This is a genomic window from Vagococcus lutrae, from assembly GCF_023299185.1.
GTDB lineage: Bacteria > Bacillota > Bacilli > Lactobacillales > Vagococcaceae > Vagococcus_A > Vagococcus_A lutrae.
Map to the genome: position 1 here is coordinate 396,235 of NZ_CP097017.1, position 24,380 is coordinate 420,614.

A 24,380-nucleotide genomic window follows, 5' to 3' on the forward strand; every position below is an offset into this window, starting at 1 on the left:
CCTATTGATGTAACCAATCTTTTATTTGATTGATATCACCATATAATAAAAATTCTTCAGTTTTCATTTGTTTTTGTCGTTCTTTATAATAACGACTTTCTTCAAGAGGTGTGCTGACTGGTTCCGCTACTTTTGTCATCAAACCATCTTCTATTGTAACAAAATTCAAATCAAAAAACACGTTTATCATGAACTTTATCTTAGAAATTGGAATTCTTAAATATTTCTCAAGCATTGGTAGTTTATTTCGCACGTCTATTTCCTGACTGGATTGGATCACGCGATAGAGGGCAGCAAAATCCTGACGAGATGGCATACCTGTTAAATAGGCTTGTGTTTCACTTAAGAGTATTAAATAGATTTTATAAAACTCTGTCAGATTTACTATCGTACGTAACGTTTCTGCTTCGACTGGACAGTCTAAAAAAACCGCACTAGTCCCTGCTTCGATATCTAACTGTTCAATAGGCTGAGATTCATCCACTGCGATTAATTGTGCAGTAGGTATAAAAGAAAACTGCTTAGCTGTGTCTTCTTTAAAATAGAAATAGACAGTGTTATCACGCATGATATCTTTTACTTTATGAGCTTGCTCTCGAAAGTCTAATAATTGCGTGCCTTGTAATTTAAAATCTTTCAGCATTAGCTGTGGCTGTCTAACTCCATTCCACTCGTTAATCGATAATGTACCCACTACGTCGACTTCATCTGCCATGCTAAAGCTGTCATAAGCTTCACCAAAGCCAAATCCGATTAAATCTAGAGGGCGTTCAGCTACTTTATGTTGAAGCTGTGCTTTTAAATGTCGATGGTCAATGCCAATTTGACGAGCATCCATTGGACGAGCTTTTTCTAACAATAATAACGGTTTAGGATTATCCGTTCCGAATGGCTCTAATACCGCAAGTTTTTCAATCCAATCAATACTTAACATCTCTGATTGTGTGACTTCTAAAACGGTCAATGTCTCCTTTTGCTCTAAATCATAATTATCTGTCTTGATGAGCTTATTTAATGCAGCTTTCAACTCCGCTAACTTGTCTACTGAAACACTTAAGCCTGCTGCCATATCATGCCCACCAAATTGTTGTAAAAGCGGTGCTACTTCTTTTAATAGATTAAAAATATTGACTCCTGGAACACTACGTGCCGAGCCTTTCGCTATGTGGCCTTCTTCAGAAATTGATAAAATAATAGCCGGTCGTTGCGTTTTTTCTACAACATAGCTCGCCACTATTCCTAAAACCCCTTCATGCCATCCTTTATTTGCGAGAACATAGATATCTGATTTTTCAGCTTCTATTAACGTATCAACTTCCTGATTGATGAGTTGTACCGTTTTTTGACGCGCCTGATTCGTTGTTTCGACTTGTGCGACAAGCATTCGTGCATGTTCAGGTTCAAAGGTCGAAAGTAACTCGACGCCGACAATAGCCTCTTCCATTCTGCCCAATGCATTAAGACGGGGGGCAATTCGAAAGCCGATATCTTCTGAGCCTAACTGAGTGGTGTCAATTCCTAATTCCTCATACAACACTTGTAAACCGACTCGCTCCGTCTGTTTTAAAATTTCTAAACCATGCTTCACAAGTAACCGATTTTCACCTGTCAGTGATACTAAGTCAGCAACCGTTCCTATCGCAACTAAATCAAGCAACTCTAATGGAGCGTCTTCTAATAGTGCAGAAGCAAACTTAAACGCTACTCCCACCCCTGCTAAATCTTTAAAAGGGTAGCTTCCTTTGGGATGGGCAGGATGTATCACAGCATACGCTTCAGGTAATACATCAGGCAACGCGTGATGGTCCGTCACTATGACATCAACACCTTGAGCTTGAGCATACGCTATCGCCTCATGGCCGCTAACGCCGTTGTCGACGGTCAAAATAAGTTGATAGTCTTCTGCTACTAGTCGCTCATAGACGGCTAAGTTAGGCCCATAACCATCTTTAAAACGATTTGGCAAATAGACATCGACTTCGCCACCCACCATCTCAATCGCTTCTTTCATCACCGTACTACTAGTAATGCCGTCTGCGTCGTAATCACCGTAAATGATGATTTTTTCATTTTCCATAATCGCTTGTTGCAAGCGTTCTATCGCTCTATCCATATCATACATTAAAAAAGGATCAGCCAATTCATCCAAGCGAGGGGCTAGATACTGATCTAATGCATCTTCATTTTTAATATCTTGTTGTTGCACTAAAGGTGCAAAACTTGTTGGTAAATCTCGTTCAGCTAACCATTTTTCTACGTCACTATGATTATCTAACGGTAATTTTTTCCAAGTATACATTGCTTCTTTCACATCATCACTCCTACCCAACTATTATAGCATGAAAAAAGAGCCTGTGATAATCACAGACTCTAAAATTGTTAAGACTAATGTGCTACCATCTCTTGAGCTACTTCATGTGCACTTAATGAGGTAGGATAGTAAGTTGGCCAATTACTTAACTCTGAAAATAACTTCTCTTGACTGTCTCCACCCATGTATAAGTGATAATGTTCTGCTTTATGAGGAGCGATTTGATGATCACTAAATTGAATATATTGAAATTCTCCAGCTGGTTCCGTTGCTTCAAACAAGTAACGAACACCACGATTCCCTTTTTCATATGTTAATATTTCATATCCTTTATATGTATATGGATAGGTCATTTTTTCACCATTTTTTTCGTAAGTGACGTGCTTATTCTTAATCGTAATGCGGTCAACATCTGTTTGATAGCCTTTTTCATAATAATCACGATATTCTTCAGCTGTTTTATCTTGCTTTTGTTTCGCTTTATAGTCAAATACCGCATCTAGCTGGCCTGCTTTTAAAAGTGGATAGACAGACTGCCAATCTCCTTCATAATCGGAAAGGTCACGGTCTTTCACTTGATGATCTTCAAAATATCCAGCAGCAACCGTTTTTTCAGCGTCATCATGTTCTGTCATTTCTTTTCCAGCTTGTTTCGTCGTTTTTTCAAGTGCTTTTAAGTTCTCACGCATGACGCTGATATAATCTTTACCCGCTTTTATATCTTCGTTAGATAAGCTTTCTAGTGGATTTAAAACTTCTAGTTTTACTTTTGCTTCCTCTGCTAAGGTGCGAGCGTATTTGTCGTTCATATTTTCTTCAAAATAAATATATTGAATATCATTTTCTTGGACGAACTCTTTTAACTCTGCCAACCGAGCAGGCCCAGCTTCTTGCTCTGGAATCATACCGGCAATCGCTACTTGTTTTAACCCGTAATCTAAAGCTAAATAACCAAACGCAGCATGTTGTGTGACAAATGTTTTATTTTTCGCTTGGGATAAACTCGTTTGATATTCTTCTTCTAACTGCTTTAGTTCTTTCAAATAATTTTGTGCATTTTTTTCAAATGTCTCTGCTTTTTTAGGAAAAGCTTCTTTTAATTGCGCTGTAATACTTTCGACTTCTTCCATTGCTAGTCTTGGGGACACCCATGTATGAGGATCTAATTCATGAGAATGTTCATCATGCTCACCATGTTCATGTTCGTCATGATTATTATCTTCATCATGCTCTTCATGTTCTTCGTGACTGTCACCATGGTCGTGATCATGGCCTTCTCCTGCCATTAAAACCATATTCTCTGTGCCTTTAACAATTGCCACATCGTCTTCTTTCACATTTTTTAGTGCTTTAGGTACCCAAGTTTCCATATTTTCGTTATGGTAAACGAAAGCATCTGCGTCATTGAGCTTCGCCATATCTTTAACTGAAGGTTCATAGTCATGTGGTTCTGACCCTGCCGGAATCATTAGCGAAACCTCGCCTTCTTCTCCGACAATTTCTTTCGTGAAATCGTAAATGGGATAAAACGTCGTCACAACATTTAAACCATTTTTCTTAGCGTCTGATTGATTAGACTGACTTTGACATGCTGTTAGTAATGACAATGTTATAGCTGATAGCGCCAGTCCTTTTAATAATTTTTTCATTTAATAAATAGCCTCTTTTCTATTAAATTAAGTCCTTAAAGGACGTTTCGATTTTTTCTCTATTTAATTCCTGACCGATTAAAACTAAACCTGTTTTGGCTTCAGTGGCTAACTCAGGTCGCATTTCAAAAGAAACTTGTTGATTTACTCCTTGAATCTGAACAGCTAACTCATACTCGTCAAAAGCTAAAATCCCTTTAAAACGGTATAGTTTTTGGTCAAACTCAAAAAGTAACCAGTCTAACCAACGTAAAAACAATGCTTGGTTAAGATGATTTGGTGCTGGTAGGTAAAAGCTCTCAAATTCGTGGGACGAGTGTGAATGATGATGTTCATGTTGTTCATTCATTTTAGGCAGTGCAACTTCTTCCACCAATCGAAAGCGATTTAACGAAAAGAAATCCTCTGATGAAAAACCATCTCGCTTATCATAAAAAAGCGTATCTGCTAGTGGATTTAGTGCTTTTAAGTCATCTTCTATTCTCTTTTTATCATCATTGCTCAATTCACTTTTTTCTGAAACCACTAATCGGTCAGCCAGCATGACTTGTTTAATCGTTTCAGGGTGAATGGCAGCGTCGTTATAATAGTCGCTATCAATAACAGTGATAATACTGTCGATGTAGAAATGTGCCATAATAGAAGGTGTTGTAATCAGCGTTTGAATAATCGGTTGTGGATCTGCGACACCTGTCGTTTCAATAATAAATGATTTCAGTTTAACTCCTTTAGCTAAAATCGTTTTAATAATCGCATCAAATGCGTTTATTAAATCGCCTCTTAAACTACAACATAGACAGCCGTTATTTAACTGATAGATATTTTCCTCAACATGTAATAAAAAATCGTGGTCCATTCCCACGCTTCCAAATTCATTTTCGATAATCAATACTTCTTCCGGTAAATAATATTGATTTTGAAGTACTTGATTTACTAAAGTTGTTTTCCCGGCACCTAAAAACCCAGAAACAACTGTTATTGGTATTCCCAAAAAAATTCACCTCTTGTTATTAAATAGTAACCGTTACGCTTTACCTTTACAAATTTATCAGTTTATTTAATTGATGTCAAGACAAAAATAAAAAAACTTTGTGAACTGTATTGTTTCATACAGTCACAAAGTTTTTCATTTCTTTCTAATAATCCTCAGAAGTTGGTACAAACAGTTCGCCTTTTAATGCACTAAATTCTGATTCTAATTCCGCAATCCGACGGTCTTTCTCTGCTATTTCTTGTGTGAATTGTTGTTCTTTCAACCGAACTTCATGATCTACCATTTGGTCTAACTTTTGAACATACTCAGCCTTATCTGCTTTAAGTTGCTTCATTTCATTTCGTTGATTTAAATAACTGCTAAACCATAAAAGTGAGACGATAATGGCACCCACTGCAGTTGACCCTAAAATGACGTAAATTAAAGGCATAGCAACCGCCATAATTCCAAAATTAATATGTACGACATCAGTATTAATGACCGCAAAAATAATGATTAAAACTAAAAAGACAAAACCTATAAAAAATCGTGTTCCATTTTTCATCCTTATCACTCCTCTTTACTTTTTATTAAAGACGGTTCCTGCCAAAAAATCACCTAGATGAGGAAACAATGTATAAAAATTAGCACCCAGATTCATTAGAAACGGTGCATTAATTTCTCGAGTCGTATGATCATAGCTTGCCACAATTCTATTGGCTAATTTACTCGGATCTAAGACCCAAATCCCCATATCGTCCAAATAATGACCGGTCTTATCAGCGCGTTCGAAAAAATCAGTTTTTATGGGTCCGGGATTTACCGTTGTCACTTGAACACCATAGGGTTTAACTTCTAAGCGTAAAGCATTAGAAAAACCAAGAACCGCATGTTTTGTCGCCGCATAAATTGTAGACTTAGGTGTGGCCATTTTTCCTGCTTGAGACGCGATATTAATCAAATGACCTCGTCCTTTAGCTAGCATATCAGCGACGACGATTCGACTGAGATAAATTAGTCCTACTACATTGACATTAAACATTTCTTGTATCGTTTTTAGGTCGATATGAATTAATTCTTCAAATAGACCAAAGCCTGCATTATTCACTAAGATATCAACTTGACCGACGTCTTCTTTGATTTGAGCATAAACACGGTCGATTGTTTCAATCTTACCAATATCTAAAGTATAGATATTAACTGAAGACGCGCCATGAGTTAGACACTTGGTTGCGACTTTTTCTAGCTGCTCGTATCTTCTGGCAGCTAAAACTAAGCGATAGCCTTTTTTTGCAGAAGCGTAAGCGATTTGTTCTCCCAATCCACTAGAAGCACCTGTAATCATCACAACTCGGTTATCTAGCGTCATGGTCGTTCCCCCTCTTTAATAAACGGAATATCTATCACATCAAAATCCTGCATCACACGTGTGTTAGCAAAAACGTGACGGGCTTCCTTCTGCAAAGCAGCGACATCCCGACCTAAATAACGGGCACTAATATGGGTTAGTAGTAACTGTTTGACATCACTTTCTTTCGCAATTTTAGCCGCTTGTACCGACGTACTGTGATAATACGCCTTAGCCATTTTCTCTTCGTCATGTTTAAAAGTACTTTCATGGACTAAAACATCTGCTTCTGAAGCTAGCGTATAAGCATTTGGATGCACACGAGTATCCCCTAATATTGTGACGATACGTCCTTTTTGACGTGGTCCGACAAAGTCGTTTCCGTCTAGTACACGTCCATCTTCTAAAGTAACGGTCTCCCCATTTTTTAACTTCCCATATATAGGGCCTGATGTAATGCCTTCTTCTTGTAGTTTTTCAACCAACAATTCGCCCAGGTGATCAGCCTCTTGTATTCTAAACCCATAAGAAGTAATTCGGTGATCTAAAGGAAGACAGGTTACTTCAAACTGATGGTCTTTGAATATAATGCCTGTTTGGTCAATCTCATTAAAAATCAAATCATATTTCAAACGACTATCAGAAATACGCAGACTTGTTTCGACAAATTCTTTAATCCCTTTAGGACCAATAATTGTTAAAGGCGTTTCGCCACCTTGAAAAGAGCGACTGCTTAAAAGACCAGGCAAACCAAAAATATGATCGCCATGTAAGTGCGTGATAAAGATTTTCTCTATTTTACGTGGGCGAATAGCCGTACGGAGTATTTGTTGTTGCGTTCCCTCGCCACAGTCGAAAAGCCATACAGCATTACGTTCATTTAAGAGCTTTAGTGCGATACTCGTGACATTTCGTTGTTTTGAAGGAACTCCAGCACCTGTCCCTAAAAATTCTAACTCCATAACATCCCTACTTTCTTTTCATATCATAAGTGAAAAAAGAATTCTATGCTTACCACAGAATTCTTTCATTCATTTTCAACTAATCAACAAATTCAAATACAAACTCTTCGATTCGAACGAGGTCACCGTCAACTGCACCACGTAAGCGTAACTCTTCATCGACACCCATCCCACGTAACTGTCTTGCAAAACGCATGACACTCTCATCGCGGTCGAAGTTTGTCATTACAAATAGTTTTTCAAGTTTTTCACCAGAAAGCACCCATGTACCGTCTGGATCACGTGTCACATCAAATTCACGCTCATTTGGTTTGAATTCATACGTCACACTTTCTTCGACTTGCTCTTCCTCATCGTAAAGTGGGAATTCAGGTGTTGATTCGATTAAATCTGCTGTTTTCTGTAAAAGTGCTTCAACGCCTTGATGCGTCACACCTGATATCGCAAAAACGATAGGCATGTCACCGTCATGGTAGGCTGCCAGTTCTTTTTTAAAGGCGACTAAATTCTCTTCAGCATCTGGCATATCCATCTTATTCGCCACGATAATTTGAGGACGTTCTAGTAAACGTAAGTTGTGCGCTTCTAACTCCTGATTAATCGCTAAATAATCTTCAAACGGGTCGCGACCTTCCATCGCACTCATATCAATCACATGTAAAATAACACGTGTGCGTTCAATATGGCGTAAAAACTGTGTTCCTAAACCAACGCCTTGAGAGGCACCTTCAATTAATCCAGGTAAATCAGCCATAGCAAAACTACGACCGTCCTTCACAGTCACCATACCCAAGTTTGGCGCAAGTGTTGTAAAGTGGTAGTCCCCAATTTTAGGTTTTGCCTTTGATACGATTGAAAGCAACGTCGATTTTCCAACAGAAGGAAAGCCGACCAATCCTACGTCTGCTAAAACTTTTAATTCTAGTTCCAAGCGAAATTCTTCTCCAGGTTCTCCATTTTCGGAAATTTCTGGAGCGGGGTTACTTGGTGTCGCAAAACGAATGTTACCACGACCGCCACGGCCACCTTTAGCGACCACTAATTGCTCGCCATGCTCCACTAAATCTCCTAGCAATCTGCCTGTTTCAGCTTCACGAATCGTCGTACCCGGAGGGATTGGCACGATTAAATCATCCGCTCCTCTTCCGTGCATTCCTTTACGCATACCATTCTCACCTGGTTTCGCACGGAAATGTTTGTTAAAACGAAAATCCATCAATGTTCGTAATCCTTCATCAACTACAAATATAACGTCGCCACCACGACCACCGTCACCACCGGCAGGGCCGCCATCCGGCACATACTTTTCTCTTCTAAATGCAACCATACCGTCGCCGCCTTTTCCGGCTTTTACGTCAATGGTTACCTGATCTAAAAACATGGACATATATGTGTCCTCCTAATCTTATTGAAATCTCTTACTCATTTTATAGGGAATTCAACGGTTTGTCCAATTAAATTCCTTTCATTCACGTATTACGTATCATTTTAAACCACATCCTGACATAACATCACAAAAAAACGGGAAAAGATGTTTCTCTTCCCGTTTGGTCATTATAATTAGCGATATTATAAATGAATTATTTTTTCTATTTTTTAAAAAGCTTTTTCAAACATGTCGATAATATCTTGTTTGTTACCTTGACGAGGATTACTGAAAGCATTTCCGTCGCGTAAGGCATTTTCTGCCATTAATTCAAAGTCTTCTTTCTTAACGCCCATCTCTTCTAAAGTCGCAGGGATACCAACATCAGTAGCTAGCGTACGAAGTGCAGAGATAGCTTTTTCAGCTGCTTCACGTGTTGATAAGCCGTCAATATTTTCGCCTAAGAATTCTGCAATATCAGCAAAACGTTGAGGATTAGAAATCATGTTATATTCTTCCACAGTTGGTAAAAGAATAGCATTAGCAACACCATGAGGCATATCGTATTGTCCACCTAGTTGATGAGCCATTGCATGAACATAACCTAAGTCCGCATTGTTAAACGCCATACCTGCTAACAGTGAAGCATACGCCATATTTTCACGAGCTTCTACGTTTTCACCATTGGCTACTGCTTGACGCAAGTTTTTACTGATTAATTTCATCGCTTGAATAGCAGCAGCATCTGTTACAGGGTTGGCATTTTTAGATACATACGCTTCTACCGCATGTGTTAAAGCATCCATACCAGTCGCTGCTGTTAGAGCAGGTGGAATCCCAATCATTAATAAAGGATCATTGATTGAGACTAATGGAACGTTACGCCAGCTGACAATGACGAATTTTAATTTTGTTTCAGTGTTTGTTAACACACAGTGACGTGTCACTTCACTCGCTGTTCCAGCTGTTGTATTGACTGCTACGATTGGTGGTAGTGGATTAGTTAAGGTATCGATACCAGCTAATTCTGTTAAATCTTCATCATGTGTCGCAACGATTCCGATTCCTTTACCACAGTCATGAGCCGATCCGCCCCCTACTGTAATAATACCATCACATTTTTCTGCTTCATAAATTTCATGACCAGAATGACAGTTTACAATTTTCGGATTAGGCTCAACCCCATCGTAGAAAGCATAGTCAATTTTTTGTGCTTCTAATGACGCGACCACTTGTGCTACCGGGCCATTTTCTAATCCTCGTAAAAATTTATCCGTAACGATTAACGCTTTTTTCATGCCAAGTAACGCAACACGTTCACCCGTTACCTCTACTGATTTCGGTCCAAAAAAGTTTACATTAGGTAAAAAATAATCATAATATCTCATTATAACGCTCCTTCTTATATTTTTCTGAATACTTCACGGGCAATAATAATTTCTTCATCCGTCGGAATGACAATCACGTCAACCTGAGAAGTTGGATGATGGATATATGTTTCATTTTTTTGATTTTTGTCTTGATCAATTTTAAGTCCTAAAAACGCTAAACGTTTACAGACTTCCGTCCGAATATAACTCGAGTGTTCTCCAATACCTGCCGTAAAGACGAGCGTATCTAGACCCCCTAAATCTACTAGATAGCTACCAATATACTTGCAAATACTTTGGATATACACATCAAGTGCCAATTGCGCTTGTTGATTACCTGCAAAAGCAGCCTCTTCCACATCGCGACAATCGTTGGATAACTTTGAGATACCTAATAAACCTGACTCTTTATTTAACATTTCCTTTATTTCAAACACGTCTTTTCCGGTTTTCTCAGCGATATAAGGTAAGATTTGAGGATCCACGTCTCCTGAACGCGTCCCCATCACGATCCCTGCCAATGGTGTAAAGCCCATTGAGTTATTAATCGTCTTACCGTGACTTAAAGCTGATAAACTTCCCCCACTTCCTAAATGGCAAGAAATGACGCGGCCTAGCTTTTCTTCTGCCACATACTGCGGCAATTGTTCTGCAATATACTGATGGCTAATGCCATGAAAACCATAGCGCTTAATTCCATATTCTTCATAAAAATGATAAGGAATTGCATAAACGTGTTTGTCTGGTGTAATTGTATGACTAAAAGATGTATCAAAAATAGCGACTGACGGAATCATCGGTAAAACATCACGAAAAGCTTTAATTCCAATTAGATTAACAGGATTATGGAGTGGGGATAAGGTACCTAATTCACCTATTCGTTCCATAACTGTTTCATCAATAAGTGTGGCGCCTTTATAGTATGTCCCACCATGAGAAATCCGGTGTCCAATCCCTTCAATATCTTCTAGACTATCCAATATACCAACATCCCCCATTTCACGCATCAACCATTCAACCGCTTCACGATGATTATATACGGGGTGTTTCTTGATTGTTTTTTCACCTTGATATTTATATGAAAATTGACTCGTCTGTTCTCCAATTCGTTCAAATTGACCTTCTAGCATGACAGTTTCGCTGGGCATTTCAAACAATTTAAATTTTAAAGACGAGCTCCCTGAATTAATTGCCATAATTTTTTTTGACATCTTGATTCTCTCCATCCATCTATTCAATAAGTCAGAATAGACTTCCAAATGAAAGCCTATTCTGATGTTGGTTTATCTGATTGAGAAACCTTCTAAAGCGTTCAAACGACGTCTTCTTGTAAATGTTTTAGCAGTCGTTGTTCCTTCACCTGTTGCTGTACAAATAGTAAGGGCTGATGCACCCGTGTCACCTACTCCTGTACCAGCTGAAGAAGGACCATTTACAACAAAAATTGATGTGTTCATCACATGTGCTGCACGGTTCATGTGAACAAGGTTTTGAGAGTGAATCGTTGCTGTATGACGACAGTTACGCTCTACTTCTAAACCAACTTTTAATAAGTCTTCAAAATCTTCAACCGTTACCACTGCTAGAATTGGCATTAACATTTCAATCACAACGAACGGATGATCTTTTTTCGCTTCTAAGATAATTAATTCTGGTTTACCTTCGTAGCTAATTCCCGCTTCATCTAAGATAAATGTTGCATCTTTACCGATGTAAGGACGAGCTGGTTTGTTACCGTCTACTGTTAAGTTAACTAATTTATCAATATCTTTTTGATCAGTTAATAGTAAGGCTTTATGTTTTTGCATTTCTTCTATTAATTGATCTTTAACAGCTTTCTCTACTAAACAGCTTTTTTCTGATGTACATAAAATGTTGTTATCAAATGCTGCACTTTCAGCAATATTTTTACCAGCTAACTCAATATCAGCCGTCGCATCAACCATTGCTGGTACGTTACCTTCGCCTGCTCCGAACGCTTTTTTACCACTTTCCATAGCTTGTTTAACTAGAACTGGTCCGCCTGTGACAACTAAAGCGTCAATTAATGGATGTGTCATCATTTGGTCAACTGCTTCTAGTGAAGGCTGCTCGATTGACACAACTAAGTTTTCATAGCCTGTTGCCTCATAGATAAATTCATTACATTTTTCAACAGCCCAACGAGAGATTTTTTTAGCACCTGGGTGAACACTGAAATATACTGTGTTACCACCAGCTAGGAATTTAATCGCATTTGAGATAACAGTTTCAGCAGGGTTCGTACTTGGTGTGACTGCGCCAATTACGCCGTACGGTGCATATTCATACATAATCATACCGCCGTCACCTGTTTCAACATCGGGCATTAAAATTTCTGGTCCTGGTGTATTGTAAATAGCATTATTTAATTTCGCTAATTTTGCTTCTACCGTTCCCATACCTGTTTCTTCATGTGTTTCTTTAGCCATTTGATCTAAATAAGGACGGAAACCATCTTTCATCGCTTCAATCGCTTTTACACGTGTCGCAATTGGTTCATGAATAAATTTATCCTCTGCTACCTTTGCTGCTTTAATTGCCTCATCAACTGTTTTAAAAATTCCTTTACTCATCGTTCATTCTCCTTATCGTTTGTTTTATTTAATTTTTTTAATAATAATGCCTGTACTTTGTGGGGTGATACCTGCGGCGTTTGCCTCATCAGTATCAATATGCATCTCTAAAACAAAATCGGGTGAAACTCGGACAATCACATCGTCATAAATCGTACGACGATCATCGGAACCTAGTGAAACTTGAACTTCTTCATGGTCGACAACATTTAAACTCGTGGCTTCTTCAGGATTCATGTGAATATGTCGCTTAGCTGCGATTGCACCTTTGACGACAATTTCGCCTTCTTCCGTTTTAACAGTAATATCACTGGCTTTGCTTAAATCACCAGACATCGCGATGGGGACGTTAATTCCAAGCGCGCGAGCATCAGTTAACGATACTTCGACCTGTGTTTCTTTTCTAAATGGTGCTAAAAGTCGGACGCGTTCAATCTGGCCTTTTGGACCGACAAGTGTTACGAGTTGATCTGCTGCGAAGACTCCCGGTTGTTTCAGCCAATTGCGAACACTCACTTCGGTATTTGGAAACAGTGTTTGATAATCTGCTTCTGACAGATGAATATGCCGATTAGAAATACCGATTGGAATTGGCGTAGGGTTTGACATAATACGTATCACCTCTTTCTCATTTGTTCTCACTTTTATATAAGCAACTCTCGTGCCAACTTTGTGAAATTCAAGAAAACTGATACATCAACTTTTCAAAGTAAGCCTTTTCATTATATCTTTAAAAGCTAGACAAATGCTGTCTGTTTTTCAGACAACACTTGTCATGATTATTAGACACTTGCTTTCACAAAGAATTAATACATAGCTGTTACTACTTTTTTACGTGTATAGAAATGAACACCATCTTTACCATTTGCATGTAAGTCGCCATAGAATGATTTTTTGTAACCAGAGAATGGGAAGAAAGCCATTGGCGCTGGCACACCCAAGTTAATGCCTAACATACCTGCATCAATATTGTCGCGGAAGTGACGAATGGCTTTTGCGCTGTCAGTATACAAACATGCACCGTTAGCAAACTCAGACTGATTCGTTAGAGCAATCGCTTCTTCTAGTGTTTCAACACGCACGATAGAGAGAACAGGAGCAAAGATTTCTTCTTGCCAAATCTTCATATCAGTATTGACATGATCAAAGATAGTTGCACCGACAAAGTAACCTGATTCATCGACATGAGCATCTAAACGACCATCTCTTACAAGAGTAGCTCCTGATTCTTCTCCAGATTTAATATAACCGAGTGTTTTTTCCTTATGAGATTCTCGAATAACCGGGCCTAAAAAGACATTTTCTTCTAAACCATTTCCAACTTTTATGTCGTCAGCTGCTTTTTTCAGACGCTCTACTAATTCATCTGCTACATCTCCAACTGCGACAACGACAGCCGCCGCCATACAGCGCTCTCCTGCTGAACCAAAGGCCGCACTTGTAATATTACGAACGGTTAAATCTAAATCGGCATCTGGAAGTACAATCGAATGGTTTTTGGCACCTGCTAGCGCTTGAACACGTTTGCCATGTGCTGCCGCTGTTTGATACACATATTTTGCAACAGGTTCTGAACCGACAAATGACACAGCTTTTACTTGTTCATGCGTTAAGATTTGGTTGACGACATCATGTGCCCCATGAACAATATTAAAAATACCTTTAGGGAAGCCAGCTTCAACGGTTAATTCAGCCAAACGATTTGCTAGTAAAGGTGTTCTTTCAGATGGCTTTAAGATAAATGTATTACCCGTTGCAAGCGCCATTGGGAACATCCATGCTGGCACCATCATCGGGAAGTTAAATGGTGTAATTCCCCCAACAATCCCTAATGGATAGCGGAACATACTAGATTCAACACCTGTTGCAATATCAGGTAGTGTGTCACCCATCATCAACGTTGGCACACCAGAAGCAAATTCCACGTTTTCAATTCCACGCTGGACTTCACCGCGCGCTTCTGAAAAACTCTTTCCATTTTCAATCGTAATAATTTCTGCTAATTCATCCCAGTGTTTTACTAACAATTGTTGAAATTTAAACATCAAGCGTGCACGTCTAGGGACAGGCGTTTTACTCCATGTTTTAAATGCTTCATCTGCTGCATCTACTGCTAATTGAAAGTCATCTTCGTTAGAAAGTGGCACTTGAGCTAAAATCTCACCTGTCGCTGGATTTGGAACGTCTTCATAGACTGTTGATTTTGCTGTTACCCATTCACCATTGATAAAGTTTTTTAATTGTTTTGTCATCTTCTATTCTCCTTTTTTATTTTGAAAAATCATATCGGAAACACGTGCGGTATAAATCGACGACTTCTGCGTGACTTGGGACCCGAGGATTATTAGCGGGACTACCACTATCAAGGGCATCCGTTGCCATTTTATCTAACGCCGCTTCAAAGGCCTTTTCATCAATACCCCAATCATGCATGTTAGGTATTTCTAATACGTGACAAAGTCGTTTAATTTCTTTAATCAATTCGTCGACTAATTGAGATTGACTCATCCCATTAGTTTCTTGTAAAACGACTTTTGCTACTTTAGCAAGCGACGGTTCACATTCTTCGCGAGTAAACTCTAAAACTGCCGGAAGTAACATCGCATTCGATACACCATGTGGTACATGGAACATCGCTCCCATTGGACGACTCATCCCGTGGACCAATGTCACGGAAGCATTTGAAAATGCAATGCCTGCTTGTAACGCTGCTAATGACACTTCTTGTCGCGCTTGAACATTGTCACCATTGTGATACACTTCTTCGATATTCGACATAATCGCTTCAATCGCATGGGTTGAAAAGATTTCTGTCATAGGCTGTGCTTTTTTTGAAATCAATGATTCCATGGCGTGACATAATGCATCAATCGCTGTAGCTGCTGTGACATGTTTTGGTGCGGTCATCGTCAACATAGGATCGACTAGCGCAACAGTCGGCAAGAAAGCATGATGCTTGATCATCATCTTAATATTTTCTTTCGTGTTCGTAATCACTGTCACATCTGTTGCTTCCGATCCAGTACCAGCTGTTGTCGGGATTAAAACCATCGGCACTGACGGTGCAAGAATATCGCGGCGTTTCATGCCATATTCATTGATATTGCCTCCGTTAGTCGCAACCATTGCAACTGCCTTTGCCGTATCTAAACAACTTCCGCCGCCAATAGACACGATACAATCACAAGCTTCGCTTTGATAGATTGCCAAAGCATCCGCCACAAATTCATCGGTCGGCTCAGTATTAGCTCCGAGATATAACGCTGCTGTGACCCCTTCGTCTTCTAATAAATGGACAACGCGGTCTACATGACCGATTTGCTCCATCATTTCATCACTAACGATTAAAGCTTTTTTCCCTAACTCAGCCGTCAATGTGCCGAGATGGTCAAGAGCGCCTTCACCGTAATAAACGTGAGCTGGCATCTCAAATTTTGCTATTTGATTCATCTTTCTTTCCTCCTTACTCATTTTCTGTCTTACTATGAGCAAGTTACATGCCAACTTTAAAAGTAAGCGATATCACGTTTAAAGCAAAAATAAATACGCTAAGCGTTCTAATAGCGAACACCTAGCGTATGATAAACAGACACTTATGAGGAAATGTCATATTTTGAAAGTTTTTGGTAGAGCGTTCCTCGTTGAATACCGAGTAGTTTTGCCGCTTCTGATTTATTACCATTTGTTTGCTTCAACATATCAATAATCAAATCACGCTCGTTTTGTTCCATCGGAGTAAGATGCGACCATTCTTTTTCTTCCTCTAAAATATCAGCAGGTAAATCTGATGTGGTAATTTTATTACCTTCTGTTAAAACCACCATCGTTTCACACACATTAATCAACTGACGCACGTTTCCGGGCCAATCATACGCGACAAGTTTCTCCATCGCTTCATGTGTGAGATGTTTCATCGGTAAACCATATTCATGGGCTACTCTTTTTAAATGAAAATCAATAAATAACGGGATATCTTGACGTCGTTCTTTTAATGACGGCAATTTTAACGGGATAACATGAATACGATAATATAAATCCTCTCTAAAAGTACCTTCCTTCACCATTTGTTTAATATCGCGGTGAGTGGCAGCAATCACACGGACTTTGACTTGCTTAGGCAAAGCAGAGCCCACTTTTTCAATCGTTTGTTCTTGAAGAACGCGTAAAAGTTTCGCTTGAAGTGTATACGGCATATCTCCGATTTCATCTAAAAAAATCGTACCATTATCAGCCATTTCAAACTTTCCAACCTTACCACCCTTTTTCGCATCTGTAAATGCTCCTTCTTCATAACCAAATAATTCTGATTCCATGAGTGATTCTGGTATGGCAGAGCAGTTTACTGTCACAAACTTCCCATCAGCTACTGGACTCATGTCGTGAATGGCTCGTGCGAAAACTTCCTTTCCCGTCCCACTTTCGCCTGAAATAAAAACCGTTGCCGTTGTCTGAGCCGCTCGTATAGCTTGGCGTTTTGTCTCTTGAATGGTGGGTGATTTTCCTAATACTTTTTGAAAAACATGGTCTTTCGTTGCTTCTAGCACCACGTCCGGTTCCTGTTCATTTTGTTGAACAGTTAAATTATCTAATATACGGTTCAGTTCTAAAACATCTTGAAAAACTAACATTCCGATTGCACCGTCAGCCCGTTGATTTTTGAAAATAGGAATACGATGAACAATCAGCTCGTGTCCACGTATACGTTGAATATACCCACGCTCTTCTTTCCCAGTTTTCGCGATAATATGTAGACGAGTGTTTTCAATCACATCCGCCACATGTCTTCCAATTACTTCCTCACGGGTCATATCAATTAAACGACAATACGATTCATTAATTTCTTGAATGTAGCCTTGTCGATTGACGACAACAATTCCTTCATACGCTGATTCCAAAACTTGTTTTAAGGTTTCAGAATAGTCAATTTTTTGACGTGCTCGCTCGAGCTGATAAGTATTAGAGCGAATAATATCAGTACGCGTAATGATTCCTTGTAATATTCCGTCTTTGTCAACTACTGGTAGACAGCCTTCTATCATTTCGGAGGCTTCTTTAATCGTTGTATGTGGTAACACTGTTTTAGCATTGACAAGCATGATTTCTGATACATTTTTATGAAATAAACTTTCTTCGTTAAAGTAATTCATTAAAACGGTTTTGGAAACTAACCCTTGGTACTCTTTTAACTCATTCACCACAGGTAAACCAAAAATCGTTTGATTTTCTAGTATTTGAATAGCTTGCTGAACGGACTGATCCTGATAAACCGTAATCACATTTTTAGTCATCCACTTACTGACAGGATCTGCATTAATTATTGGTTGCATGGAAACGCCCTCTTTCTCACTCATTCCTAAACTTACTCTATCAAATAAAGAATACCATATAATATAACAAAGTAAACGCTTTAAAATAATTAGCTTTAACCAATAAAAAAAGCCAGTAATCATTTACTGGCTAATTGAACGATGTTATTTATTTTCAATTAATTTAAAGCTTGACCATGGTTGTAAGAAGTCAAGTAAGAATAATTCATCCTCACTAATTTTTCCTACCACGTTAACTCGACCGTCATTCTTCATCTCTTTCAAGGCAATTTGTGTTTCACCTTTATATTGACCAAATTCAACATTATCAATTAAGACGTCACCTTTTTTAATATCGACGGTATTATGTGGTGGAAATTCTCGGTCTTTATAGTAGATACGAGTCATCGTAGAACGCATCATATATTCAGAACGATCTCCTCGATAGCTGTGTAAGTTATCAAACAGGCACACACGCTCATTTTCTGTGATTCCTTCATGCACATCCACTTTAATAGTAGGAAAATCTGCAAAGAAAGCTTCGGACATAGCTTTTAATTCCGCTTCGGAAGCATACGCATTTCCGATAATAATATCATCAATTAAACCTGTTAAAACTAGGTGTTTGACTTGTGTCGCAATATCTAGCTCGCGATGGTCTTCTAATGTACATAAACCATCTTGTGTTGGCCAAGGTCCAAATGTCGCTGCTTGTGAGTTAACAAAAGCCATTGTATTTAGATTGTAGTTTCTAAATTTTTCAGAACAAAAGACAAAATGATCGTAACCTAAACCTGAATAACGGTGCGGATAGAAGTTATGTGACCCTAAAAGGTTTTGAGTATTAGGTGAATAGCTCATAATATTGTCAACATAGCTAGTACCTGTACTCATATTGATTTCAATTTTTAAGTTATATGGATTACGTGTCATTTTAGCTTCTTCCTGACCTGTCATCCCAATGTCTAAACGGACACCATCTGCTCCTAATTCATGGAAAAATGACAAATCATCATATGAAATACCTAGTTGATCAAATAAACCTGGGTTAATATCAACCATTACTTCAAAATCTAATTGATTAGCATAATCAATGACATCTTTAAACTCTTTTAGCACTTTTTCTTTATCATCTGTAATTTGTAACAAACTTGTAAACACACGTTTAAAACCGTATTTATGTGCTAAATCTAAATACGCTTTATCTTTCTCTAAAGTTGAACGCTCTGGGTATAATGAAATACCTAATTTTCCCATGGGTAATTCCTCCTAAATTTAAACGATAAGTTTATTATAACACCGTTTTCAGTTTTGTCGATAAAACGGATGTTTATTTTATTAAAATCTTTCACATTTTTCATGAATTTGTTATGATAATTGGTATGATAGAATTATGATATATCATGATGAAAGAAAGAAGGTTATTTTATATGAGAAAAAAATGGTTAACAGCTGCAGTCATTGGCTTATGCGGATTGACACTTGCCGCATGTCAAAATCAAACAGATTCTTCAAAAAACGAACAAACCGCGACATCAGAAACAACAAAAGTCGTGGATTTTAAATCATTAACGCTACCTCAGTTATCTGAAGAGGTCGCTGAAGATGAAGCTTTGGTCGCAATGGAAACTTCTATGGGAACGATTAAAATTAAATTATTCCCGAAATATGCGCCTAAAACAGTCGAAAACTTTGTAACACATGCTAAAGAAGGCTACTATGATGGATTAATTTTCCATCGCGTAATTGATAACTTTATGATTCAAGGCGGTGACCCAAAAGGAACAGGTACTGGTGGTGAAAGTATCTGGGGAGAGCCTTTTGAAGATGAGTTAAATCATGAATTGTATAATTTAAGAGGCGCACTCTCAATGGCGAACTCTGGTCCTGATACAAACGGCAGTCAATTTTTCATCGTTCAAAATCACGATGATCAATCAGACGGTTTATTAACGGATGAATATCCGCAAGCAATTATTGACGCCTATAAAAATGGAGGGGCCTTTTATCTAGACTACGCATTTGAAGGTAGTCCATCGAGTCACACGGTCTTTGGTCAAGTTATTGAAGGCATGGATGTGGTTGACAAGATTGCCGAAACAGAAACAGATGCCAAAACAGACCGTCCTGTCGAAGACGTGACGATTAAAAAAATTGAAATTTTAAAAGATATACCGAAAAAATAAACCAAACTAGCTCACTTGAAAGAAACAAGTGAGCTAGTTTTCTTTGTTGTTTAATTTAAAATTAAGGTTTGAGCGTTTTCTTCCTTTATCGTTGGTTTTCTGATAAACTTCTAACGTATATATAAAACATGTTTATATTATGTTAGAAAGTAGGAATTTAATATGAAAATAGGGATTGATCAACTACACGTTTATACTCCCTCTCTTTACCTCGATTTAAAAGATTTAGCGAAAGCACGTCAAGTAGACCCAGATAAATATACGATTGGTATCGGACAGGACCGAATGGGCATTAATCCTATCACACAGGATACCGTTTCAATGGCAGCCAATGCCGCTTTTCCACTCATTAACGCTAGAAATGCGAGTGAAATTGATATGATTATTTTAGCAACCGAGTCTGGAACTGACTATTCTAAATCGGGTGCGACTTATTTGCACGACTTATTAGCAATTCAACCTTTCGCGCGAGCAATCGAAGTCAAACAAGCTTGTTATAGCGGAACTGCTGGTATTATGATGGCTTATGACTACGTGAGTAATCATCCCGACCGTAAAGTTTTAGTTGTCGCATCTGACATCGCTCGATATGGACTAGGAACTGCTGGAGAAGTCACGCAGGGAGCTGGCGCCGTCGCAATGATTATAAGTCAAAATCCACGAGTTTTGACTTTAAACAACGACTCTGTTCCTTACACCTTTCATAATTTTGATTTTTGGCGTCCTAACTACGCTAAAAATGCGTTAGTCGATGGAAAATATTCCAACCAAGCTTATATCGACGCTTTTCAAAAAACTTGGAATGAACATCAACGCCGTCACCATACCACTTTAGATGCACTAGCTGCTGTCTGTTTCCATCTTCCTTATTCTAAAATGGGCAAAAAAGCACTCACTACTATTTTAGATGAAGAAAGTGATACAACTAACCGATTACTAACACGTTATGAAAAAAGTGTTCAGTACACACGCCAAATTGGGAATATTTACACAGGCTCACTTTACTTAGGGTTTGCCTCCTTACTCGATTTAGATGAGAGTTTAAATGCAGGAGAGACTATCGGGTTCTTTAGTTACGGGTCAGGTTCCGTGGCAGAGTTCTTTACAGGAGAACTAGTAGAAAACTATCGCCACCACCTTTACACGTCTGACCATGAGAAAATGCTAAGCCAGCGCTATCCATTAACGATAGAAGAATATGAAACAACATTTTTAGAATCGTTACCAGAAGACGGAAGCTCTGTCGCACTATCACACCCTCAGGATAAAGCAGTGATACAATTAGCCGCGATGGATCAACATCGCCGTATCTATCAAATTTATGACAAAGTGGAGCAATAAAAAATGACAGATAAACGAAAATTTTATCAATTAACACCACAAGAGCGTCGTGATGAGCTAGTCCATCAACAGGTTCTTTCGACAGAAAGTGCCCGAATCCTTACTGAACAGCCAGCGTTAACAGAGGATGTCGCTAATCATTTAATTGAAAATCAAATCGGACAGTTTAGTTTACCGCTCGGTGTGGTCAACCATATTTCGATTAATCATCAAGACGTTATCGTGCCAATGGTTACAGAAGAGCCTTCCGTAGTAGCAGCTGCCAATCATGCGGCAAAAATTTTCAATCAAGCAAGTGGTGTCATCACTCATACCTCTGAACGATTACTAACAGGTCAAATTATCTTTACCTATTCGTCAACAATTGCGAACCATTTACCTTTGTCCTCAAGCGACTTAGCAGCTATCAAGACGCTTGCGAAAGAAGCACATCCTTCGATCGTAAAACGCGGCGGTGGGTTAAGTCACATTGAGACGACTATTATAGAAGATGAGAATGACACGCCCTCATTTGTTACGTTTTATGTTCACGTTGACGTTCAAGAGGCAATGGGCGCAAATATTATCAATACTATTTTAGAAGGAATAACACCCTACTTAGAAAGTAAATTTGAGACACAAGCGTTAATGAGCATCTTAAGTAATCACAATCAACATGCTTGTACTACGGCAAAAGTCACACTTCCTTTTATCCTATTAGGTCAATCTGACACCGAAAAAGGAAAAGACTTAGCCAAGAAAATTGTCTTAGCAACCCAATATGCTAACTTAGACCCTTATCGTGCTGTGACACATAATAAAGGGATTATGAATGGTGTTGAAGCCGTAGTACTTGCTTCTGGCAATGATACACGCGCAGCAAATGCTAGTATTCATGCTCATGCGGCTAAAAATGGTCGCTATCAAAGTTTAACAAAATGGCAACTAAGTGACGAGGCCCTCGAAGGCGAAATAACCTTACCTTTATTATTAGGGGCAGTAGGTGGCGCAATCAATGTTATACCGACAGCTAAAGTCGCTCGAGAAATCGCAAATGTCTCACACGCGTATCAGTGGTCAGAAATTGCTGCTGCCATTGGATTGGCACAAAACTTTGCTGCTTTACGCGCACTAGTAACCGACGGTATTCAAAAAGGACACATGCGCTTACATGCACAATCACTAGCAATTACTGTTGGGGCAAAAGATAACGAGATTCAACAAGTGGCCGCTCAGTTAACGGCTCTTAAAACATATAGCCAAGAACAAGCAAAAGCGATTTTAAGCGAATTAAGGAATAAATCATAAAAAAAGTTTAAAATATGAACGAGCTGTTCTATAATTGAAAAAGTTGCGTTACACTCAATATAATGGCGTCAAAACTGAAGGAGGCTATATTGTGAAAAAACAATGGATTAGTGTCTGGCAAGATTTTGTCGGCGTAAATGATTTAATCAAAGCATTTATCCTTGCAAGTATTCCTACCCTACTCGGATACTTTCTTGCCAATGATACCAATACGACTCAGCAATTATTTTTTGGCTTAGCCGGTGCCGTTATCGGCTTTCTTTTAAATACATTTTTAATAAAACCTAAGCGTATCGTTATTATTGGAGAAAAACAGGAGGATTCCTTATGAGTTTGCTTATATTAGGTCAAATGGTGCTAGCAGCATTGCTTGCCATTGTCTTATATATTTTTATCGGTTTTATACCTGGTACAGATGAAACTTCCGTACTACTTCCCATCTCTATGGCAGTAATTTTATCTGGAATTAATCCAATCGTCGCACTGACTTTCTTCGTTGCATCATTCGTTACACTAGGTTTAATGAATTTAATGCCCACTCTTATCGTTGGCTTACCCGGTGGCGTAATGTCTTCTCCGATTGTCGAACATTCATTAATGTTGAAAAAAGAAGGACGTACCGCAATTGCAATCAAAAAAGGCGCAGTCGGAAGTCTAATCGGGGTATTAGTAGCATTGCCCACAAGTTTAACTATTTCAAAATTAATCATGCCCTATGTTGATTTTTTAAAAGATAACGCCAGTTGGTTTTTCATCGGTGGGGCATTATTTTTAGCTCTTTTAAGTAGTAGTAAAATTATCTCCGTTTTAAGTATCGTGCCACTAGCACTTCTTTTTCAAGGGTTACGGCACGTATACTGGGAGTTAGGTATCGTACCACTCGAAAAGAATATTACCACCTCTTTCTTTTTAGGCATTACCGTGGCGCCTCTGCTCTTAACACTACTATCTCTCTTTAATAAAGAAAAACGTGAACAAGAGATTATTGAAACAATCCCACCTACATATATTCCTGCGATTAAAAATGAAAGTTTAAGTCCTTTCAACGTCCTATCAAAAAGCGAGTTGATTAGTAGTGTGGGTGCTAGTTTCATTGCAAACTTTTTATTCGTTCTAAGTCCTGTCGGGCTAACTATTCTTTTTGGCGAACTAGCTGGTAAAAAAGAAAAAAATCCGATTAAAAAAGCGGAAACGAGTATCGTAACTATGAGTGCTCTAGCACAGAGTACCTATCTCTCTGGTTTAATGATTAGTATGATTGCATTGGGAATTCCTTTATCCCCCTCTGCTATTGGTCCGGGAGCAGCATTTTTTAATGCCCCACCTGTGTTTGATATTAGTCAACAACAGACGATAAAATCTGTGCTAACGTCTCCACAACTGATGCTAGCTTTTGCAATCGGTAGTCTGCTAGCCATTAGTATCGTCTATATCGTCGCTATGCGTCTAGCAGCGCCTATTACCACTTTTGTTTTACAAAAAATACCGCATGAAGCAATTTTAGGGTTATTTATTTCATTAATACTCTTACTTGGCTATATGGATGCTGGACTGTTAAATTTGTGTGGTATTTTACTGATTGGGATTACATCCGGTACATTAAATCGTTTAGGTGTAAATTACGGCGTGCAGTTTATGACTCTGTATGCAGCACCTGCTCTTTTACAATTATTTAGTTAAATTATTT

At 38.6% G+C, this 24,380-nt stretch carries 20 protein-coding genes; 5 read left to right on the forward strand and 15 right to left on the reverse strand.

Translation table 11 applies throughout. The features are described 5' to 3' along the window. Position 1: 1 nt before the first annotated feature. From recJ to M2919_RS01970, 15 genes are all read right to left on the reverse strand, one after another. Positions 2 to 2,311: a single-stranded-DNA-specific exonuclease RecJ gene (gene recJ, locus M2919_RS01900; RefSeq protein WP_248849061.1), complete on the reverse strand. Its 2,310-nt coding sequence runs from the start codon at positions 2,309 to 2,311 to the stop codon at positions 2 to 4. 74 nt (positions 2,312 to 2,385) lie between these two features. After that, complete coding sequence (locus M2919_RS01905) at positions 2,386 to 3,960, reverse strand: zinc ABC transporter substrate-binding protein AdcA (RefSeq protein ID WP_248849062.1); 1,575 nt, start codon at positions 3,958 to 3,960, stop codon at positions 2,386 to 2,388. 22 nt (positions 3,961 to 3,982) lie between these two features. After that, positions 3,983 to 4,951 (reverse strand): CobW family GTP-binding protein, encoded by a 969-nt coding sequence (locus M2919_RS01910; protein WP_248849063.1) that lies wholly within the window; start codon positions 4,949 to 4,951, stop codon positions 3,983 to 3,985. Between the two features lie 145 nt (positions 4,952 to 5,096). Then, positions 5,097 to 5,498 (reverse strand): LapA family protein, encoded by a 402-nt coding sequence (locus M2919_RS01915; protein ID WP_248849064.1) that lies wholly within the window; start codon positions 5,496 to 5,498, stop codon positions 5,097 to 5,099. Between the two features lie 15 nt (positions 5,499 to 5,513). Next, the gene (locus tag M2919_RS01920; RefSeq protein WP_248849065.1) at positions 5,514 to 6,302 is read right to left on the reverse strand and encodes an SDR family NAD(P)-dependent oxidoreductase; all 789 of its coding nucleotides are present in this window, start codon (positions 6,300 to 6,302) and stop codon (positions 5,514 to 5,516) included. Beyond that, positions 6,299 to 7,243 (reverse strand): ribonuclease Z, encoded by a 945-nt coding sequence (rnz, locus tag M2919_RS01925; protein ID WP_248849066.1) that lies wholly within the window; start codon positions 7,241 to 7,243, stop codon positions 6,299 to 6,301. Before rnz ends, M2919_RS01920 begins: the two co-directional genes overlap by 4 nt. 79 nt (positions 7,244 to 7,322) lie before the next feature. Next, on the reverse strand, positions 7,323 to 8,630 hold the full coding sequence (gene obgE, locus M2919_RS01930; protein WP_023606277.1) for a GTPase ObgE: 1,308 nt from the start codon (positions 8,628 to 8,630) through the stop codon (positions 7,323 to 7,325). A gap of 209 nt (positions 8,631 to 8,839) precedes the next feature. Continuing rightward, a complete protein-coding gene (locus tag M2919_RS01935) occupies positions 8,840 to 10,000 on the reverse strand; it encodes an iron-containing alcohol dehydrogenase (RefSeq protein ID WP_276520517.1) in 1,161 nt (386 codons plus the stop codon). 11 nt (positions 10,001 to 10,011) lie between these two features. Continuing rightward, on the reverse strand, positions 10,012 to 11,190 hold the full coding sequence (locus M2919_RS01940; RefSeq protein ID WP_248849068.1) for an acetate/propionate family kinase: 1,179 nt from the start codon (positions 11,188 to 11,190) through the stop codon (positions 10,012 to 10,014). A gap of 72 nt (positions 11,191 to 11,262) precedes the next feature. Then, positions 11,263 to 12,573 carry an aldehyde dehydrogenase gene (locus tag M2919_RS01945; protein WP_168413904.1) on the reverse strand — a complete coding sequence of 437 codons (1,311 nt, stop codon included), beginning with the start codon at positions 12,571 to 12,573 and terminating at the stop codon, positions 11,263 to 11,265. Positions 12,574 to 12,597: 24 nt separating this feature from the next. Next, the gene (pduL, locus tag M2919_RS01950) at positions 12,598 to 13,182 is read right to left on the reverse strand and encodes a phosphate propanoyltransferase (RefSeq protein ID WP_248849069.1); all 585 of its coding nucleotides are present in this window, start codon (positions 13,180 to 13,182) and stop codon (positions 12,598 to 12,600) included. Positions 13,183 to 13,379: 197 nt separating this feature from the next. Next, the gene (locus tag M2919_RS01955; RefSeq protein WP_126761227.1) at positions 13,380 to 14,825 is read right to left on the reverse strand and encodes a CoA-acylating methylmalonate-semialdehyde dehydrogenase; all 1,446 of its coding nucleotides are present in this window, start codon (positions 14,823 to 14,825) and stop codon (positions 13,380 to 13,382) included. A 16-nt stretch (positions 14,826 to 14,841) separates the two neighbouring features. Beyond that, entirely contained in the window at positions 14,842 to 16,023 is a 1,182-nt protein-coding gene (locus tag M2919_RS01960) for an iron-containing alcohol dehydrogenase (RefSeq protein WP_248849070.1), read from the reverse strand. Positions 16,024 to 16,166: 143 nt separating this feature from the next. After that, the gene (locus M2919_RS01965; RefSeq protein ID WP_248849071.1) at positions 16,167 to 17,900 is read right to left on the reverse strand and encodes a sigma 54-interacting transcriptional regulator; all 1,734 of its coding nucleotides are present in this window, start codon (positions 17,898 to 17,900) and stop codon (positions 16,167 to 16,169) included. A 144-nt stretch (positions 17,901 to 18,044) separates the two neighbouring features. Continuing rightward, positions 18,045 to 19,136 (reverse strand): DUF871 domain-containing protein, encoded by a 1,092-nt coding sequence (locus M2919_RS01970; protein ID WP_248849072.1) that lies wholly within the window; start codon positions 19,134 to 19,136, stop codon positions 18,045 to 18,047. A 173-nt stretch (positions 19,137 to 19,309) separates the two neighbouring features. Here M2919_RS01970 and M2919_RS01975 point away from each other — a divergent pair, with 173 nt between their 5' ends. The 5 genes from M2919_RS01975 to M2919_RS01995 all read left to right on the forward strand — a co-directional run bounded on the left by M2919_RS01975 (position 19,310) and on the right by M2919_RS01995 (position 24,373). Continuing rightward, positions 19,310 to 20,065 carry a peptidylprolyl isomerase gene (locus M2919_RS01975; RefSeq protein WP_222317639.1) on the forward strand — a complete coding sequence of 252 codons (756 nt, stop codon included), beginning with the start codon at positions 19,310 to 19,312 and terminating at the stop codon, positions 20,063 to 20,065. Positions 20,066 to 20,227: 162 nt separating this feature from the next. After that, positions 20,228 to 21,406 carry a hydroxymethylglutaryl-CoA synthase gene (locus tag M2919_RS01980; protein WP_126761235.1) on the forward strand — a complete coding sequence of 393 codons (1,179 nt, stop codon included), beginning with the start codon at positions 20,228 to 20,230 and terminating at the stop codon, positions 21,404 to 21,406. A gap of 3 nt (positions 21,407 to 21,409) precedes the next feature. Further along, entirely contained in the window at positions 21,410 to 22,693 is a 1,284-nt protein-coding gene (locus M2919_RS01985; RefSeq protein ID WP_248849073.1) for a hydroxymethylglutaryl-CoA reductase, degradative, read from the forward strand. Between the two features lie 91 nt (positions 22,694 to 22,784). Continuing rightward, complete coding sequence (locus M2919_RS01990) at positions 22,785 to 23,024, forward strand: hypothetical protein (protein WP_038100636.1); 240 nt, start codon at positions 22,785 to 22,787, stop codon at positions 23,022 to 23,024. Beyond that, complete coding sequence (locus M2919_RS01995) at positions 23,021 to 24,373, forward strand: tripartite tricarboxylate transporter permease (protein WP_248849074.1); 1,353 nt, start codon at positions 23,021 to 23,023, stop codon at positions 24,371 to 24,373. The genes M2919_RS01990 and M2919_RS01995 overlap by 4 nt, the downstream gene beginning before the upstream one ends. Positions 24,374 to 24,380 lie beyond the last annotated feature (7 nt).

Coding starts and splice junctions, on each gene's coding strand:
- M2919_RS01905 (WP_248849062.1), bottom strand. CDS start 3,960: ATGAAAAAATTATTAAAAGGACTGGCGCTATCAGCTATAACATTGTCA.
- M2919_RS01915 (WP_248849064.1), bottom strand. CDS start 5,498: ATGAAAAATGGAACACGATTTTTTATAGGTTTTGTCTTTTTAGTTTTA.
- M2919_RS01920 (WP_248849065.1), bottom strand. CDS start 6,302: ATGACGCTAGATAACCGAGTTGTGATGATTACAGGTGCTTCTAGTGGA.
- rnz (WP_248849066.1), bottom strand. CDS start 7,243: ATGGAGTTAGAATTTTTAGGGACAGGTGCTGGAGTTCCTTCAAAACAA.
- obgE (WP_023606277.1), bottom strand. CDS start 8,630: ATGTCCATGTTTTTAGATCAGGTAACCATTGACGTAAAAGCCGGAAAA.
- M2919_RS01940 (WP_248849068.1), bottom strand. CDS start 11,190: ATGTCAAAAAAAATTATGGCAATTAATTCAGGGAGCTCGTCTTTAAAA.
- M2919_RS01945 (WP_168413904.1), bottom strand. CDS start 12,573: ATGAGTAAAGGAATTTTTAAAACAGTTGATGAGGCAATTAAAGCAGCA.
- pduL (WP_248849069.1), bottom strand. CDS start 13,182: ATGTCAAACCCTACGCCAATTCCAATCGGTATTTCTAATCGGCATATT.
- M2919_RS01955 (WP_126761227.1), bottom strand. CDS start 14,825: ATGACAAAACAATTAAAAAACTTTATCAATGGTGAATGGGTAACAGCA.
- M2919_RS01960 (WP_248849070.1), bottom strand. CDS start 16,023: ATGAATCAAATAGCAAAATTTGAGATGCCAGCTCACGTTTATTACGGT.
- M2919_RS01965 (WP_248849071.1), bottom strand. CDS start 17,900: ATGCAACCAATAATTAATGCAGATCCTGTCAGTAAGTGGATGACTAAA.
- M2919_RS01970 (WP_248849072.1), bottom strand. CDS start 19,136: ATGGGAAAATTAGGTATTTCATTATACCCAGAGCGTTCAACTTTAGAG.
- M2919_RS01975 (WP_222317639.1), top strand. CDS start 19,310: ATGAGAAAAAAATGGTTAACAGCTGCAGTCATTGGCTTATGCGGATTG.
- M2919_RS01980 (WP_126761235.1), top strand. CDS start 20,228: ATGAAAATAGGGATTGATCAACTACACGTTTATACTCCCTCTCTTTAC.
- M2919_RS01985 (WP_248849073.1), top strand. CDS start 21,410: ATGACAGATAAACGAAAATTTTATCAATTAACACCACAAGAGCGTCGT.
- M2919_RS01995 (WP_248849074.1), top strand. CDS start 23,021: ATGAGTTTGCTTATATTAGGTCAAATGGTGCTAGCAGCATTGCTTGCC.